This is a genomic window from Bradyrhizobium sp. 45 (genome assembly GCF_023073155.1).
GTDB classification, from domain to species: domain Bacteria; phylum Pseudomonadota; class Alphaproteobacteria; order Rhizobiales; family Xanthobacteraceae; genus Bradyrhizobium; species Bradyrhizobium canariense_D.
In genome coordinates, this window is record NZ_JADPIX010000154.1 from 23,487 (window position 1) to 38,710 (window position 15,224).

Here is a 15,224-nt window from a genome sequence, read left to right on the forward strand (position 1 = left end):
GGGCGTCCGGAGACTGGTACGCGAGGCTAGGCGGGCGCCTTCAGAGAATTGAGACGCTTGCGGAGAAATGCCAGCACCACGATCTCGTCGGGAGTGAGCTTGGCGTACTGGCGCTTGAACTTCTGCGCGATCTTGGCATCAATCATCTTCACGAGGTCACCAGACATGTAGGCGTTCAGGACTTCCGGGTGCACGTAGCACTTGCGGCAGATCGCCGGTGTGTTGCCGAGCTGCTTCGAGACGCTTTCGATCGCGGCGACGACGTTGCGCTTGGCCTCGGCCTGGCTGTCGTACTTCTTGAATTCGGCAAGCGCCAACGCCGCCAGAACCGTCCCCGCCCAAGTTCGAAAATCCTTGGCGCTGAAGTCCTCGCCCGTGATGTCCTTGATGTAGGCGTTGACGTCGCCGGAATCGACGGTGCGGGGCTGTCCGTCCTCGTCCAGGTACTTGAAGAGCTCATGTCCCGGGATCTCCGCGCAGCGCTTCACGATCGCGACTATCCGCTTGTCCTCGACGCGAAGCTTCCACTGTTTGCCCGACTTGCCCGTGAAGTCGAACCGAAGGACGCCGCGCCCGACCGCGACGTGCTTGCGGCGCATGGTGGTGAGCCCGTAGGACTTGTTTTGCTCGGCATACTCGGCATTGCCCACCCGGATCAACGTCTTCTCCAGAAGACTGACGATCGTGGCCAGCACCTTCTCGCGGGGCAGTCCGTCCCGCTTCATGTCGGCGGCGACCCGCTCCCGCAGCGCTGGCAGCGCGGTCGCGAACTGGATGATGTGCTCGTACTTGTTCTGGTCGCGCAACTCGCGCCATTTTGCGTGGTAGCGGTACTGCTTGCGGCCCCGCGCATCGAGCCCGGTTGCCTGGATGTGGCCGTTCGAAGACGGGCAGATCCACACGGATTCGTAGGCCGGCGGGATGCCGATTGCTTTGATGCGTCGGATGACGGCGGCATCGGTGATTCGCTTGCCGTCCTTGTCGTAGTAGCTGAAAGTGGTTCCAGTCCGCTTGCGCGTGTACCCCGGCGCGGAGTCGCTGACATACCGGAGGCCTTCTTCCGCGATGGTGGCCGCGACCTCGGCGGTGCGGTCCAGAACCTCTTCTTCGTTGCTGGTTTGTCGGAGCATGGGCCGGTCCCTCGGAAGCACCCTGGGATCGAGGCTCCACTCTTTCTAAAGGGATGAAGACACCGGTTGGTTCCGCTCGGAGGTCGGTGGACGCGAGGTGTGGATCAGTGGCCCTCCAGAATAGCGGGACCTCAGATGGAGAGCCGGTCCGGTTCTTTCGACAAGGCGCTGCGCAGTCGATGACGGCATGGTCTAGCTTCAGACAATCGCCACAAATTTCACCGACACGCTTCCCACAGTCAATCTTCAGGAAGGCCGCCATGTCCCAGTATTCACTCGATGTATTGCGTCGGCGCTATGTCGTCGAGAAAAGACCGCTCGAAGCCAGCATCGAGCAGATCTTGCGGGCCGACGCCCGCGCGGGAGCCCGTGCCATCCTGGCCTCAATCGATAAACGGCGCTCCGAAAATAGGTCCGAGGGGCAGCGCCTGCGAAAGATGCTCCGCTTCGAGACCTCTCTCTGGGAAAGCGGCCATCATGCCGTGGCAGGCGTGGACGAGGCGGGAATGAGCCCTCTCGCCGGGCCAGTCTCTGCTGGCGCCGTGATCCTGAAGCCCGGCACGCGGATAATCGGAATCGACGACTCGAAAAAACTCGATGCCGCCGCTCGCGAAGAACTCGCGAGGGAAATCAAGGAGAAGGCAGAGAGTTGGTGTGTAGCATTCGTCGAGGTCGAGGAGATCGACGCGATCAACATCTATTGGGCAGGCATCCAGGCGATGCAGCGTGCGGTCCGGGGCCTAGGGTTGGCGCCGCAGCACTTGCTGATCGACGCGAAGCGGTTGAAGGAAATCGAGATCCCTCAGCAGTCCATCATTAAAGGTGACGCCAAGTCCGCCAGCATTGCGGCCGCCTCCATCCTCGCGAAAGTCGAGCGCGATATGGTCATGCGGACGCTCGACGTGCGTCACCCCGGCTACGGGTTCGCGGATCACAAGGGCTACCCGGTGCCGGCTCATTATGAGGCGCTCGCCAGGCTTGGTGCATGCGCAGCTCACCGGAGGTCGTCCGGACCTGTACGCAAGGCCCTCGGACTGCCGCCCCTGCCGCCGTGGCCTTCGGCATCCGAGCGCACCGCTGGTTGAACTCCTGGGGTCCACGTTTCGTCTCGGCGTACTATTTTCGCGGCCATTTCTTTTCGCGAACGACGTCCTCGGCCAATTTGTCCGACCTCAGGCCGAGATAGACCGGCTGGCGCAGCTCGCCCTTGCTGGTCCACTCCGCTAATTTCACTTCCGCGACCTACGAAGGATGCACCCAGGTCGTGACCCGCTCATCCTTTACTTTGGCTGCGGTGCTTGCTGAACGCGATCAGCTTGTGGCGCGGCAGGAGGGCCTTGAGCCGGTGCTTGCGCTATAGTTCGGCCGACATCTCTGCCCGCAGGTCCGTCAGGGCGACATTTAGGCGTGCACCTATAATCGTCAGCAGGCCAAAGGTCAGCGCGGGCGAGAACAATGAAGGCAGGGGCGATGAATGCGCAGCTGCAACATTCGTTTGCGGCTGCGCCTGTTCGAAACGTTCAGACGTCACGTTTTCGGACTTGGCTGAGGCATAGGTCCGGCTTGAGGAGTTTGAGGAGGTGTCGGAGTGCTCTGCTGCTGAAGCGCCGCGGGGTCGCCACCCGCATGAGGGACGCACGTACCGATGTTGCTGAGCAGGCGTTTGGCCTGGAGGTCGCGGACCTTTGAGTATTCGCGTCGTCGCTCGATATTGGCCGCGGCCCATCGGTCCCAGGCCTCGAAAGCGTCCGTATAGTGCTTTCGCATCTGCTCCTCGGCGGCAAGGCAATCGGCGAACTTGTCGAAAACCAGGTCGGTGTTGACCGGGGTCATGCCTCCTACCAGGACAACGAGCATCCATTTCATCTTGCCGATCGCCTTTCACACCGGGCGAATTCTCCGCTTACGCGCAGAATTCCGTTCACTGTGGTTAGATCGCCCGACGGCTGCGACCGGCTACAAAACCGTAGACGAAAAGCACGATGATGGCGCCTACCACTGCCCCCACTAGTCCTGCGCCTTCTCCTGGCCGGTACCAGCCGAGAGATTGGCCAAGATAGGTCGCTACGAACGCGCCCACTATTCCCAGGATGGTGGTCAGGATGAAACCCGAGGGCTCGTTGTCGCCGGGCATGATGAACTTCGCGATGACGCCTGCGATGAAACCGATGATGATCGTCCAGATGATGCTCATGTCTCTCCCTCGATCGCTGTGGTGTTATCCCGCCGATGAAGCCGGAAGACGTCCATCAGGCGTGTATTTGTCCACGGCAGTCGGAAGCTCTCGGGACAAACGGTCGAGAATCTCCTGCTGCGACAAGCCGGTCTGCTGCTCCAGTTTTTGAAGGACGTCCGGACCGATAGCCTGCTGGAGTTCGGGCGGGGTGACTTCGCGGTTCGGCCCCTGATTGATCCAGGATTGAGCCACATCGCCTTGCCCGTTCTGCCTGAAGTGCTCGAGCAATTCGCCGATCCCGCCGTTCAGCAGCGAACCCACGCCTCCGGTGCCCGCTAGGCCGCCAAGGCTGCCGAGCATGCCGCTCAGGGAATCCTTGGCACCCGCCGGCTGGCCGGAGGTCGCATTGCGAAACATGTCCGCCAGCTTGTCCCGATTTTGATACCCCGCGATTGCGAGCATACCCAAGAGGGCGGTCATCGATGGCATTCCGCGGCTCATTTTCGGCTCCTGAGTTCAACGATCGGCAACCAACCTACGCTGGGCTGAGAAGTTCCAAGTTTTCCCGAGCCGTGGGTTTTGGAAAGGAGGATCTAGAGAAGCATCTGCAAGAAAACGGGAGCGGGCTCCGGGCGAAAGTCCGGAGCAAACCAGCTCGCGCGACGTGCGCCAAATGGCCGCTTTGCTCATGCGGCGCGACGAAGCCTTCGTGCAGGCGGTCGAGGAACTGAAAATGGAAAAGCCCACCAAGTTGGAGCCGCGATGCTGCGTCGCTCGCGTTCGTTCGGCCTCGCGCTCGCAACAGCTTCTTTGAAGGAACTCGCGATTCCTTGAAGCGTCGCACCGCGATGAGTTTCGCGGGCGGAGGAGCAGATGGCAGCGAAGAAGAAGACCGCACGGGGACGCAAACAAGATCGCGCCCGCGTGGCTAACGGCCAGGACTACGAAGTGCGATACGATTCCTCCTGACTTGAACGCGCCAGCTGCCCGACTTGAGCTTCTTAAAGGTCGGCACCGCGTGTGCGCTCCACCCGGATTTCATGTGCGCTAGTGTGCACCGGGAGATCAAACGCGGTACAAACGTGTGCAATTTTGGCTAGTTTGGAGTGCACACGTGTGCACTTGTTCCTGCTCTAGTCCATTGTAAGGATAGGATAACTACTTGGAATATCAAGAATATCGCTTTTCCGTGGCGCCCATGATGGATTGGACCGACCGGCATTGCCGGGTGTTCCACCGTCACCTGACGAGGCGGGCGCTGCTCTATACGGAGATGCTGACCACTGGCGCCATCATTCATGGTGACCGGAAGCGGCTGCTTGGGTTCGACCTGGTCGAGCACCCGGTCGCGCTTCAGCTCGGCGGGTCGGATCCACGCGAGCTGGCGCTGGTGGCGCGGATCGGCGAGGAGTTGGGTTATGACGAAATCAACCTCAACGTCGGCTGCCCCTCCGACCGCGTGAAGGACGGCCGTTTCGGCGCTTGCCTGATGGCAGAGCCTGATCTCGTGGCGAGGTGCGTCGAGGCGATGAAGGGTGCGGTGGCCGTGCCCGTGACCGTGAAGTGCCGCATCGGGATCGACGACCAGGATCCCGAAGTCGCGCTCGACAACCTTGCGCACGCAGTCGTTGACTCCGGCTGCGATGCGCTGATCGTACATGCCCGGAAAGCATGGCTCAGCGGTTTGTCACCGAAGGAGAATCGCGACATCCCGCCGCTCGACTATGATCGCGTCTATCGCCTCAAGCGCGCGATGCCGGATGTGCCTGTCATCATCAACGGCGGCATCCCCGGTGTCGACGAGGCAAGGGCACATCTCGATCACGTTGACGGCGCGATGCTTGGACGAGCCGCCTATCAGGAGCCGTGGCGGCTGCTCTCGGTCGATACCGACATTTTCGGCGAGGCGGCGCCGCATGCCTCGATGCAGGATGCGCTCGAAGGGATGGTGCCCTACATCGAACAGCAACTCGCGCGCGGCACGAGGCTGCACTCTATGACGCGGCATTTCGTCGGCGCATTCCACGCCGTCCCCGGCGCGCGCGCCTTCCGCCGGCATCTTGCCGAGCAGGGGGTGAAGCCGGGCGCTGGCCTCGAGGTGCTACGCGAAGCGATTGCGCGTGTCGGTGCGCACGTACCGGCGGAGGCGGCGGCCTAGCCGTAATCGCATGACGAGCCGGATTGCAAGAGTCTAGTCGACTGCCAGGCGCGAGCGGCGGCGACTGGTCTGGAGCTCCGGATAACCCGTGAGCATCAGCCTGTCGGCGCGCACGCCCCAGCTCTCCAGGCGATCGAGGAAGCTCATGCCGAGCAGATTGGTCTTCATCTGCCCGCGCTGCACGACGAGGGCTGGCACCGATTTCTCGACGAGGTGACCGACGGAGAGGCGGTCGATCGTGAGGCGGGCCGCCTTGGTGTGACCGCCCGCGGTTTCGAGATCGACGTCGTATTCGAGCATCTCGAGCGGCAGCCCGATCGCCTTCGCGGTTTCCCAGGTCAGCACCACCGAGGTCGCGCCGGTGTCAATGACCATCGGTGCGGCCACGCCGTTGATCTTCGCGCGCAGCGCGAATTCGCCGCCCTGGCCGCGCGGAATCTGCACGGCGGGCGCGGGCGCTGCGGTCTGCGTGCGAAAGATATGCGAGACCTTGCTGCTCGCGCGCGCGATCTGGTCGGAATCGCCATAGGCGACGACGGCACCGGCCGTGCAGGCGAGCATGATGAGAACGAGCAGGGACCGGATCATTGCGCATCTCCAGATGCGCGCCGACCGATCAGGTGTGTTTCGGCGATCCCGCGATGGGCGGAAGTCCAGCCTGATTCATGCGCGCCGGCAACAGCGCCATGACCGTGAGGCGTTCCGCGCTCTCCATGGCGTGCCAGCGCGCGATCTCCGGCAATGTGCGTCCGCAGCCGAAGCACAGCCTGGTCTTGGGATCGATCATGCAGACGGCCACGCAAGGCGTTTCTTTGCTCATTGGGGCATAGTGGCGGATGGTCGGGCATGTCTGCAAGCACCTCGTTACGAGCCCGTACCTGCGCTCATGATCGGCTTGCGGCGGGGCCGGCGCTTCTCGTCCGCTACCGCGGAACTCTCGGGTTGGAGCGGCGGAGAATCATCCGACATCGGCGCCAGCGCGCTCATCACGCGCTCGGGCGGGAAGGTGACGATCACTTCGGTGCCGATGCGCAGCTTCGATTTCAGCGTGAACGTACCGCCATGCAGGTCGACCAGATTCTTGGCGATCGGCAGGCCGAGACCGGCGCCCTGTTCGGCCGACTTGATCGAATTGGAACCTTGGCCGAACGATGCGAGCACGACCGGGATCTCGTCCTCGGGAATCCCGGAGCCGGTGTCCTTCACCGAGAGATATTGTCCGCCTGAGGCCGTCCAGCCGGCCTTGAGCCAGATCTCGCCGCCCTGCGGAGTGAACTTGATCGAGTTGGAGAGCAGATTGAGCACGACCTGGCGGATCGCGCGCTCGTCGGCCCACAGCCGCGGCATCGCCTGCTCGAACACCTCGTGGATGGTGATGCCACGGCTCGAGGCGCGCAGCTTCATCAAATGATGGCAGTCGGCGACGATGCCGACCAGCGAGACCGCTTCCTCGTTGAGCTCGTAGCGGCCAGCCTCGATCCGCGACAGATCGAGGATCTCGTTGATGAGGTTGAGCAGGTGGACGCCGGAATTGTGGATGTCGGCCGAGTACTCCTTGTAGACCGGCACGGCATGCGCGCCGAAAATCTCGCTCTTCATCACTTCCGAGAAGCCGAGGATTGCATTGAGCGGCGTCCGCAGTTCGTGGCTCATCTGCGCCAGAAAGCGCGACTTGGCCACATTGGCGGATTCGGCGCGGTGGCGCGCTTCGTCCGAGATCGCCTTGGCTTGTTCGAGCTCGCCGATCAGCGCGTCCTTCTCGGCCCGCGCCTCGAGCGTGGCGAAGGTCGAAGAGTGCAGGCGGTGAGCCAGCAACACGAAATAGCCTTCGGCGGCGACGGCGAGCGCGGCCAGGATGTAATTATCCAGCGAGCCAGTCATCACGAAGCTCAGCGCCATCGCGACCGCGACCGGTGCGGTGGCGGCGAGGGCGGCGATCGGCAGATTGGCGGCCAGCATGCTTGATACTGCGATCACCAGCAGCATCAGGAACATCATCAGCGTTTCCGTGATCATGTCGAGCACGGGATGGATCAGGATCGCCATCCAGCAAAGGCCATAGAGCAGGTCGAGCACGACGAAACGCGTCTGCCATGCGCGCGTTGCCGCGGGCGAGGCGGGCTCGGCCAGGAAGCGGTGGCAGCTGCGGATCATTGCGGCATGAATGCAAAGCATGCCGGCGGTCCAGGCCGCGGCCGGGATCGGCTGCATCCACAGCCCAAACAGCACGCCTGTCGCGACCACAAGCAGCATCACGACATAGGAGGCCGACAGCCGCGTCTGGGCGTACTGGCGCAGCATTTCGGCATCGAACGCCGGCCGGGTTCCACTGGTCGACGTTAACTTATCGCGCGCCTCGCGCACCCGCTGTGCCGCAGCCCGGCGATGGCTCGCCGACGGCACGCTCACCGGCTCGGCCGGAAGCTGCACAACCTCGGGCTTTTCAGCGGGTTTACTCATCGCACAACAACAATTCCTGCCCGCGCGGGACGGGCCTTCTGCATTGTCTATCTCTGGCAAGAAATCCTTAAGAGGTGACTTAAGGAGCTAAAGAATTACGTTAACCCGGCGTTAATTTTGGATCCGGCGTGAGCCGCTCAATGCAGCGCCGCGTGCTGCGCGATGTACACCACGGCGCCCGCCAGATAGCCGGCGAGCGCGGGAACGGCGATGCGGCGGGCGTACCAGAGGAACTCGATGCGCTCGAGCCCCATGGCGGCGACGCCTGCGGCCGAGCCGATGATCAGGATCGAGCCGCCGGTTCCGGCGCAATAGGCGATGAACTCCCAGATGAAGCTGTCGGGTGGATAATGCGCGAGGTCGTACATGCCCATCGTCGCGGCGACCAGCGGCACGTTGTCGATGACAGCACTGAGCAGGCCGAGCACGATCACGATGATGTCCTGTCGGCCGATCGCGGTGTCCAGCCATTTGGCCACCATGGAGAGCAGGCCGGCATGTTCGAGGCAGGCGACCGCGAGCAAGATGCCGAGGAAGAATACGATCGAGCCCATGTCGATCCGCGTCAGCGCATTCGCAAGCGTGAGGGGACCGCGGACATGCTCATCCTTTTTGCGATGAACGATCTCGCCGACCAACCACACGATGCCAAGCCCGAGCAGGACGCCCATGAAGGGCGGCAGGTGCGTGACCGTCTTGAAGGCGGGCACCGCGATCAGTACGCCGAGTCCGAGATAGAACATCACGTTCCGCTCGAACGGATCGACGCCCTGCAATCCGTCCTCTTTCGGCGGTGGTGCGATGGTCTTGCCCTTGAGTGAAAAGCTGATGAATGCGAGCGGCACCAGCAGGTTGAGCAAGGAGGGCAGGAACACCGCGCTCATGATTTTCAGGGGCGAAATCTGTCCGCCGATCCACAGCATGGTCGTGGTGACGTCGCCGATCACGGTCCATGCGCCGCCGGCATTTGCGGCGATGACGATGAGGGAGGCGAACAGCAAGCGGTCGTCGCGCTTGGCGATCAGCCGCTGGATCAGCGAGACCATGACGATGGTGGTGGTCAGATTGTCGAGGATTGCACTGAGGAAGAAGGTAACGAAGCCAATCAGCCATATCAGACGGACCTGGCTGGTCGTGCTGATGCGGGAGGTGATGACCTCGAAACCGTCATGGGCGTCGATGACCTCGACGATGGTCATCGCGCCAACCAGGAAGAACACGATCTGCGCGGTGGCAGCGACGGACTCGTCAAGCTGACGGCCGACCAGCGTGTGGTCGCCGGTCGCGAGCGCGTAGATTGTCCAGAGCACGCCCGCGCCGAGTAGCGCAGACGCGCTCTTATTCACCCCGATAGGATGCTCGAGCGCGATCGCCGCATAGGCGAGGATGAAGATTGCGGCGAGTGCGGTCAGCAAGGCAGGATCACTTCGTGAGGTGTCAGCGATTCAGGCGCGCGAGCAGGCTCGATGTATCCCAGCGCTTGCCGCCCATCTTCTCGACCTCGGCGTAGAACTGGTCGACGAGCGCGGTCACCGGCAGATTGGCGCCATTGCGACGGGCTTCGGCCAGCGAGATCGAGAGATCCTTGCGCATCCATTCGACCGCGAAGCCGAAATCGTATTTGTCCTCGTTCATGGTCTTGTAGCGGTTCTCCATCTGCCAGGACTGCGCGGCGCCCTTGGAGATGGTTTCGATCACGGCGGCGACGTCAAGGCCACTTTTCTTGGCGAAGTGAATACCCTCGGAGAGGCCCTGGACGAGGCCGGCGATGCAGATCTGGTTGACCATTTTGGTCAGCTGGCCGGAGCCGGCGGGCCCCAGCAATTTGCACATCCGCGCATAGGCGCCTGTGATGATCGGCTCGGCGCCGGCATAGGCGTCCTGCGCGCCGCCGCACATCACCGTCAGCACGCCGTTCTCGGCGCCGGCCTGGCCGCCGGACACGGGTGCGTCGATGAACTTGAAGCCGGCCTTGGTCGCGGCCGCATCGAGCTCACGCGCGACCTCGGCGGAAGCGGTGGTGTGGTCGACGAAGGTTGCACCCTTCTTCATGCCGGCAAACGCGCCGTCGGCACCGATCGTGACCGCGCGCAGATCGTTATCGTTGCCGACGCAGCACATCACGAAATCCTGGCCCTCGGCCGCGGCCTTCGGGGTCGCCGCGGTCTTGCCGCCGAACTTGTCCGCCCACTCCTTCGCCTTGGCCGCGGTGCGGTTATAGACGGTGACCTCATGGCCCCCTTTTTTCACGAGGTGTCCGGCCATGGGGAAGCCCATCACGCCGAGACCGAGGAAAGCGACTTTAGTCATCTGTAGTACCTTGTCCGTAGTTTGGGTTTTACGGTTCTTGCCGGGCGAGGGCCGTCCGGTTCCGCCATTGCGGCAGATCGGGCGCACCATAAACCCTTGAGGCCGGAGGGCAACGGGTTCGTTTGGCCCCCGCCTGTGTTAGGATGGTGGACCTAAGGACTTCAAAAAAAGGGAGCGAAGGCATGGGCGGCGTAAGCGTGGGCGTGCTCGATCATTTCAATGTCCGGACCCGGAATCTGGCCGAAACCGTCCGCTTCTACGAGGACGTGCTGGGCCTGGAAAAAGGCGCCCGGCCGAATTTCGCCTTCCCCGGCGCCTGGATGTACAGCGAGGGAAAGCCGGTGGTGCACCTCGTCGATATTTCTCCGACTGCCGAGCCACAAAAGCCGGATTCCGGCGTTGTCCACCACGTCGCCTTCGCCAGCCGCGGGTTTGACGGCATGAAGCAGCGGCTGGCCTCAAAGGGGATGAAGTTCGACTCCCGCCAAGTGCCCGGCGGTGAGCTCTGGCAGATCTTCGTCCACGACCCCAACGGGGTCATGATCGAGCTCAACTACGAGGCGGCCCTGGAGCAGGGGGCCGCGCCCGCCGAGATGGCTGACGATATCGGCAGGCAGTAGCCTTTTGGGCGTTTCCGCTCTAATGGGGCATCTTGAATTCTAGGAGATGCGCTTTGAGCGTGACGCAGCAACAGGTTCTCGACAGCCTCGCCAGGATCAAGTCGCCCCGCGGGGTCGCGCTCACCAATGCCAATGTGCTGAGCGCGATCAGCGCGGCCGACGGCAAGGTGTTCTTCTCGATCAATGTCGATGCCGCCGAAGCGCGAGCCTGGGAATCCGTCCGGGCCGAGGCCGAGGCCGCGGTGCGCGCCATTCCCGGCGTCACCACCGTCATGGTGGCGCTGACCGCCGAGCGGAAGGCCGGCGCGGCGCCGCCACCGCCGCCAACTCCCAGCCGCGGCACGCCGGGCGTGCAGCCCGTCCACGCCCACAAGCCGCCGCCGCAGGGCGGCGCCCAATCGCCGATGGCGCGGCAGTCCGAGATTCCGGGCGTCGCGGCCGTGATCGCGGTCGCCTCGGGCAAGGGCGGTGTCGGCAAATCCACCACCGCGCTCAACCTGGCACTCGGTCTGCGCGATCTCGGCCTCAAGGTCGGGCTGCTCGATGCCGACATCTACGGCCCATCGGTGCCGCGGCTGACGGGCCTGCATGAGAAGCCGGAGCTGAACGACGAGCGCAAGATGATTCCGCTCAAGCGCTTTGGCCTGGCCATCATGTCGATCGGCTTCCTGGTGGAGGAAGAGACCGCGATGATCTGGCGCGGGCCGATGGTGATGTCGGCAGTGACGCAGATGCTGCGCGACGTCGTATGGGGCCAGCTCGATGTGCTCGTCGTCGACATGCCGCCAGGCACCGGCGATGCCCAGCTCACGCTGGCGCAGAACGTCCCTTTGAAGGGCGCCGTGATCGTCTCGACCCCGCAGGACCTGTCGCTGATCGACGCAAGGCGGGGGCTTGCGATGTTCAAGAAGGTCAACGTGCCCGTGCTCGGCATCGTCGAGAACATGAGCTATTTCCAGTGCCCGCAATGCGGCACGAAATCCGACATTTTCGGCCATGGCGGCGCGCGCCACGAGGCCGAGAAGCTCGGGGTACCATTCCTGGGCGAGATCCCCCTGCACATGGCGATTCGCGCCACCTCGGATGCGGGCACGCCCGTGGTGGACAGCGAGCCGGATGGTCCCCATGCGGCGATCTACCGCGCCATTGCGGGACAGGTGCGGGACCAGCTCAAGGGCGTCATCGCCGCGGCCTAAGCGGATCCAAGCCGATCCCTTGAAACCAATACCTTGGGGACATGCGACTTTCGTAGAGCCCTGTCATGCCAATGTCGCGTTTCGAAAGCGGGGCTTCCGTGTTAAAGGCCCACGGCAGTCAAGCCCCTTCGGTTCGACGCGGCCCAAGAACGCGTCGCCGGAATGAGCGGCAGCAAAGAGGAAGTTAGGGGAAACGCCCCAACAAGGAGAGACTGAAGATGAAGCGTCGTGATTTCCTGAAAGTGTCGGCAGCCGGCGCGGCGGCGACCGCCGCGGTGGCCTCGCCGGCGATCGCGCAGTCCTCGCCCGAGATCAAGTGGCGCCTGACGTCGAGCTTCCCGAAGTCGCTCGACACCATCTATGGCGGTGCCGAGCAGATGGCGAAGTACGTCGCCGAGATGACCGACAACAAGTTTCAGATTCAGGTCTTCCAGGCGGGTGAAATAGTCCCGGGCCTGCAGGCGCTGGATGCGACCCAGAAGGGCACCGTCGAGATGTGCCACACGGTGTCGTATTATTACGTCGGCAAAGACCCGACCTTCGCGATTTTCGCGTCGGTGCCTTTCGGGCTGAATGCACGCCAGCAGAATTCCTGGCTGTACCAAGGCGGCGGCAACGAGCTCGCCAACGAGTTCTTCAAGAAGACGAACGTGGTGGGCTTCCCCTGCGGCAACACCGGCACCCAGATGGGCGGCTGGTTCCGCAAGGAGATCAAGACCGTTGCCGACCTGTCGGGCCTGAAGATGCGCATCGGCGGCATTGCCGGCCAGGTGCTTCAGAAGGTCGGCGTGGTGCCGCAGCAGCTCGCCGGCGGCGACATCTATCCGTCGCTCGAGAAGGGCACCATCGACGCGGCCGAATGGGTCGGTCCCTACGATGACGAGAAGCTCGGCTTCGCCAAGGTCGCCAAGTACTACTACTACCCGGGCTTCTGGGAAGGCGGTCCGACCGTTCACGCCTTCGCCAACATCGACAAGTGGAACGAGCTGCCGAAGAACTATCAGGCGATCCTCACCAACGCGACCGTCAACACCAACACCTGGATGGCCGCGCGCTACGACATGGTGAACCCCGGCGCGCTGAAGCGTCTGGTCGCCGGCGGAACGCAGCTTCGCCCGTTCACCAATGAGGTTCTGGAAGCCTGTCTCAAGGCGACCAACGAATTGTGGGGCGAGATCTCGGCCAAGAATCCCGACTTCAAGAAGTCGATCGACGCCATGCAGGCCTACCGCTCCGACGAATATCTGTGGTGGCAGGTCGCCGAATACACCTACGACAGCTTCATGATCCGCTCGCGCACCCGCGGCTGATCTTCGAGCAAGTCGCAAGACGACACGCCCGGTCTCGTTCGCGAGGCCGGGCTTTTTCTTTGGGGCGACGCTGCGGAGCGGCGGTGTCGCCGCGGTATGGGCGGGGCGTCCAACAAAAAATCTGAAAAACAACCCCATGCACAGTAGACGAGCGGTGAGCGGACAAGGCGCTGCGAGTGCAGCCAAGAGCTTGATGCGATGGAGTTAATTGGCAGGCAGGCCCGAGCATCGCGCGGTCGAGGGCAACTTCGTATTTTTGCAGCCAAAGCGGGCAGGCGCGAGTACTTCAGCGCGCCCGTTTGACTCGTCGGGCAAAACAGTGGCATAAAGGCATTATCGCATAATCCGAAATTTCCGCCTCGGTGGTCTGGGGTTGATGATGAGCTTCGATCCCGATGAGGTTCAAAGCGCGCTGCGCAAGGCCTGGTCGTTGGCAACCGCCAGTCAATGGACGGCGAGCAATCCGGCGGCAGGGCAATGCAACGTCACCTCGCTGCTGATTCACGAGCTCTTCGGCGGCGAGTTGCTGAGGACGCCGCTGCCGGCCGGCGACCATTTTTACAATCGCATCGGTGGTCGGCGGTACGACTTTACGGCCAGCCAGTTCGATCAGCCGATTGCTTACAGGGATTTACCTGCAAGCCGTGCCGATGTGGAATTGGGAGCGACAAGCGATGAACTGGCCGAACTCAGAGAGGCTTTTCAGGAGCGTCGTACGAAGTAAAGCCAAGGGCCAATCGCAGACGGGTGACAGGAGTGGGCGCGGGAAATCAGCTCAACATCAATTCGCAAGACGGTCTTTGCTCATGCGCAGGATGACCACCACACCCTCTTCCGACCAGTCAAAAGTTATAGTCCCGCCAAGCTGGGCGGCCATACTTCGGTGCACCAACTGGCTTCCAAAGCCTTCGAGCTTTGTTGGAGCGACAACGGGGGGACCACCCCGCTCCGTCCACTTGACCACGACCTCGTCCTCGTGAGCGTTGCACGATACGTCCAGGGTGCCACTTGAAAGGGACAGCGCACCGTATTTCGCAGAGTTGGTTGCCAGTTCATGCATCACCAAGGCGAGTGCTGTGCTGGAAGCCTCTCCCACGTTCATCTTGGGGACCGAGACACGAATACGAACGCTGGCTCCTTCCTCATCGTACGGCGCAAGCAGAACAGAGATGAGGTCTCCGAGAAGCGTCCCTTCTCTATTTCGTCCCGGTATCGGGCGCACAAGGTCCTGAGCACGTCCAAGAGCCATCAGGCGACTGGTCAGCTCCTGGGCCATATCCTCTTTTGATGCTGCCGAGCGTGAGCTCATTTGCGTCAGCGCCGTTGCGACGGTGAGAAGGTTTTTCAGCCGGTGGCTCATCTCGCCCGCCAGGAGCTCGTTGGCTTCCTCGGCTTGCTTGCGTTGGGTGACGTCCAGGAAAATACCGAACATCGTTCGATCCGCGATGTCGGCATCGTCGCCCTGGCCCCGCGCGGAAATCCAACGGATATCGCTGCCGGTCAGAATACGAAAATCTATCTCGTAAGAGCCTACGACTGCGCGAGTAGCGGCAAATGCCGATCTCACCCTCTCAAGATCGGCGGGGTGGATGTTCTTGGACAGTATCTCGAACGTAATTTTCTGCTCGCCCTTGGGCACCTCCCAAAGGTCGTACGCGGGTTCATCCATGGTGATTGCGTCGGTATCAACGTTCCAGGACCATAGAGCGACACCGGCGGCGCGAGTGGCAGCCCGGAGGTGCTTTTCGTGCCACAAGGGCATCGTCACCTGGCTAGGAACCATTGTGCTTCGTTTTCCCGCTTTATCTGACCAATCGGCACCTCGGCCAACGGGCGATCGACAGATACCATACCCGGTCGAAAA

Annotated in this window: 17 protein-coding genes and 2 pseudogenes; 8 read left to right on the top strand and 11 right to left on the bottom strand. The window is 62.5% G+C overall.

Annotation, left to right across the window (positions count from 1 at the left end; translation table 11 throughout):
• Nucleotides 1-26: 26 nt before the first annotated feature.
• Complete coding sequence (locus IVB42_RS37145; protein WP_085395841.1) at nucleotides 27-1,130, bottom strand: DNA topoisomerase IB; 1,104 nt, start codon at nucleotides 1,128-1,130, stop codon at nucleotides 27-29.
• Between the two features lie 260 nt (nucleotides 1,131-1,390).
• Here IVB42_RS37145 and IVB42_RS37150 point away from each other — a divergent pair, with 260 nt between their 5' ends.
• Nucleotides 1,391-2,215 (top strand): ribonuclease HII, encoded by an 825-nt coding sequence (locus tag IVB42_RS37150; protein ID WP_247472063.1) that lies wholly within the window; start codon nucleotides 1,391-1,393, stop codon nucleotides 2,213-2,215.
• Between the two features lie 31 nt (nucleotides 2,216-2,246).
• On the opposite strand, the pseudogene IVB42_RS37155 reads toward IVB42_RS37150, so the two are convergent.
• From IVB42_RS37155 to IVB42_RS37170, 4 genes and pseudogenes are all read right to left on the bottom strand, one after another.
• Nucleotides 2,247-2,420, bottom strand: a pseudogene (locus IVB42_RS37155) (DNA ligase); the annotation flags it as partial.
• Between the two features lie 237 nt (nucleotides 2,421-2,657).
• Nucleotides 2,658-2,996 (bottom strand): hypothetical protein, encoded by a 339-nt coding sequence (locus IVB42_RS37160; RefSeq protein WP_085395844.1) that lies wholly within the window; start codon nucleotides 2,994-2,996, stop codon nucleotides 2,658-2,660.
• 64 nt (nucleotides 2,997-3,060) lie between these two features.
• The gene (locus IVB42_RS37165) at nucleotides 3,061-3,324 is read right to left on the bottom strand and encodes a GlsB/YeaQ/YmgE family stress response membrane protein (RefSeq protein ID WP_018459399.1); all 264 of its coding nucleotides are present in this window, start codon (nucleotides 3,322-3,324) and stop codon (nucleotides 3,061-3,063) included.
• A 24-nt stretch (nucleotides 3,325-3,348) separates the two neighbouring features.
• A complete protein-coding gene (locus IVB42_RS37170; RefSeq protein WP_026233798.1) occupies nucleotides 3,349-3,807 on the bottom strand; it encodes a YidB family protein in 459 nt (152 codons plus the stop codon).
• 172 nt (nucleotides 3,808-3,979) lie between these two features.
• On the opposite strand from IVB42_RS37170, the gene IVB42_RS37175 reads away from it, so the two are divergent.
• From IVB42_RS37175 to dusA, 3 genes and pseudogenes are all read left to right on the top strand, one after another.
• Nucleotides 3,980-4,120, top strand: coding sequence for a hypothetical protein (locus tag IVB42_RS37175; protein ID WP_018459397.1), 141 nt, complete (start codon nucleotides 3,980-3,982; stop codon nucleotides 4,118-4,120).
• 59 nt (nucleotides 4,121-4,179) lie between these two features.
• Nucleotides 4,180-4,269, top strand: a pseudogene (locus IVB42_RS37180) (DUF3606 domain-containing protein); the annotation flags it as partial.
• 199 nt (nucleotides 4,270-4,468) lie between these two features.
• Entirely contained in the window at nucleotides 4,469-5,464 is a 996-nt protein-coding gene (gene dusA / locus IVB42_RS37185; protein WP_204510886.1) for a tRNA dihydrouridine(20/20a) synthase DusA, read from the top strand.
• Nucleotides 5,465-5,497: 33 nt separating this feature from the next.
• Here the strand turns inward: dusA and IVB42_RS37190 are convergent, their stop codons facing one another.
• The 5 genes from IVB42_RS37190 to IVB42_RS37210 all read right to left on the bottom strand — a co-directional run bounded on the left by IVB42_RS37190 (nucleotide 5,498) and on the right by IVB42_RS37210 (nucleotide 10,234).
• Complete coding sequence (locus IVB42_RS37190; protein WP_085385588.1) at nucleotides 5,498-6,052, bottom strand: TIGR02281 family clan AA aspartic protease; 555 nt, start codon at nucleotides 6,050-6,052, stop codon at nucleotides 5,498-5,500.
• Nucleotides 6,053-6,080: 28 nt separating this feature from the next.
• Nucleotides 6,081-6,284 carry a DUF1289 domain-containing protein gene (locus IVB42_RS37195; RefSeq protein WP_085385590.1) on the bottom strand — a complete coding sequence of 68 codons (204 nt, stop codon included), beginning with the start codon at nucleotides 6,282-6,284 and terminating at the stop codon, nucleotides 6,081-6,083.
• 44 nt (nucleotides 6,285-6,328) lie between these two features.
• The gene (locus IVB42_RS37200) at nucleotides 6,329-7,924 is read right to left on the bottom strand and encodes a HAMP domain-containing sensor histidine kinase (RefSeq protein WP_018459393.1); all 1,596 of its coding nucleotides are present in this window, start codon (nucleotides 7,922-7,924) and stop codon (nucleotides 6,329-6,331) included.
• A 137-nt stretch (nucleotides 7,925-8,061) separates the two neighbouring features.
• Nucleotides 8,062-9,339 (bottom strand): sodium:proton antiporter NhaD, encoded by a 1,278-nt coding sequence (gene nhaD, locus IVB42_RS37205; protein ID WP_018459392.1) that lies wholly within the window; start codon nucleotides 9,337-9,339, stop codon nucleotides 8,062-8,064.
• Nucleotides 9,340-9,361: 22 nt separating this feature from the next.
• A complete protein-coding gene (locus IVB42_RS37210) occupies nucleotides 9,362-10,234 on the bottom strand; it encodes an NAD(P)-dependent oxidoreductase (protein WP_247370874.1) in 873 nt (290 codons plus the stop codon).
• A gap of 182 nt (nucleotides 10,235-10,416) precedes the next feature.
• Here IVB42_RS37210 and IVB42_RS37215 point away from each other — a divergent pair, with 182 nt between their 5' ends.
• From IVB42_RS37215 to IVB42_RS37230, 4 genes are all read left to right on the top strand, one after another.
• Entirely contained in the window at nucleotides 10,417-10,854 is a 438-nt protein-coding gene (locus IVB42_RS37215) for a VOC family protein (protein ID WP_018459390.1), read from the top strand.
• Nucleotides 10,855-10,907: 53 nt separating this feature from the next.
• On the top strand, nucleotides 10,908-12,050 hold the full coding sequence (locus IVB42_RS37220; RefSeq protein ID WP_247370871.1) for an Mrp/NBP35 family ATP-binding protein: 1,143 nt from the start codon (nucleotides 10,908-10,910) through the stop codon (nucleotides 12,048-12,050).
• A gap of 218 nt (nucleotides 12,051-12,268) precedes the next feature.
• Nucleotides 12,269-13,360, top strand: coding sequence for a TRAP transporter substrate-binding protein (locus IVB42_RS37225; protein WP_018459388.1), 1,092 nt, complete (start codon nucleotides 12,269-12,271; stop codon nucleotides 13,358-13,360).
• Nucleotides 13,361-13,739: 379 nt separating this feature from the next.
• A complete protein-coding gene (locus IVB42_RS37230; protein WP_085353024.1) occupies nucleotides 13,740-14,084 on the top strand; it encodes a hypothetical protein in 345 nt (114 codons plus the stop codon).
• A 57-nt stretch (nucleotides 14,085-14,141) separates the two neighbouring features.
• Here the strand turns inward: IVB42_RS37230 and IVB42_RS37235 are convergent, their stop codons facing one another.
• A complete protein-coding gene (locus tag IVB42_RS37235) occupies nucleotides 14,142-15,143 on the bottom strand; it encodes a sensor histidine kinase (RefSeq protein ID WP_247338108.1) in 1,002 nt (333 codons plus the stop codon).
• Nucleotides 15,144-15,224: the final 81 nt, after the last annotated feature.

Coding starts and splice junctions, on each gene's coding strand:
- IVB42_RS37145 (WP_085395841.1), bottom strand. CDS start 1,130: ATGCTCCGACAAACCAGCAACGAAGAAGAGGTTCTGGACCGCACCGCC.
- IVB42_RS37150 (WP_247472063.1), top strand. CDS start 1,391: ATGTCCCAGTATTCACTCGATGTATTGCGTCGGCGCTATGTCGTCGAG.
- IVB42_RS37160 (WP_085395844.1), bottom strand. CDS start 2,996: ATGAAATGGATGCTCGTTGTCCTGGTAGGAGGCATGACCCCGGTCAAC.
- IVB42_RS37165 (WP_018459399.1), bottom strand. CDS start 3,324: ATGAGCATCATCTGGACGATCATCATCGGTTTCATCGCAGGCGTCATC.
- IVB42_RS37170 (WP_026233798.1), bottom strand. CDS start 3,807: ATGAGCCGCGGAATGCCATCGATGACCGCCCTCTTGGGTATGCTCGCA.
- IVB42_RS37175 (WP_018459397.1), top strand. CDS start 3,980: ATGGCCGCTTTGCTCATGCGGCGCGACGAAGCCTTCGTGCAGGCGGTC.
- IVB42_RS37190 (WP_085385588.1), bottom strand. CDS start 6,052: ATGATCCGGTCCCTGCTCGTTCTCATCATGCTCGCCTGCACGGCCGGT.
- IVB42_RS37195 (WP_085385590.1), bottom strand. CDS start 6,284: ATGAGCAAAGAAACGCCTTGCGTGGCCGTCTGCATGATCGATCCCAAG.
- IVB42_RS37200 (WP_018459393.1), bottom strand. CDS start 7,924: ATGAGTAAACCCGCTGAAAAGCCCGAGGTTGTGCAGCTTCCGGCCGAG.
- IVB42_RS37210 (WP_247370874.1), bottom strand. CDS start 10,234: ATGACTAAAGTCGCTTTCCTCGGTCTCGGCGTGATGGGCTTCCCCATG.
- IVB42_RS37215 (WP_018459390.1), top strand. CDS start 10,417: ATGGGCGGCGTAAGCGTGGGCGTGCTCGATCATTTCAATGTCCGGACC.
- IVB42_RS37225 (WP_018459388.1), top strand. CDS start 12,269: ATGAAGCGTCGTGATTTCCTGAAAGTGTCGGCAGCCGGCGCGGCGGCG.
- IVB42_RS37230 (WP_085353024.1), top strand. CDS start 13,740: ATGAGCTTCGATCCCGATGAGGTTCAAAGCGCGCTGCGCAAGGCCTGG.
- IVB42_RS37235 (WP_247338108.1), bottom strand. CDS start 15,143: ATGGTTCCTAGCCAGGTGACGATGCCCTTGTGGCACGAAAAGCACCTC.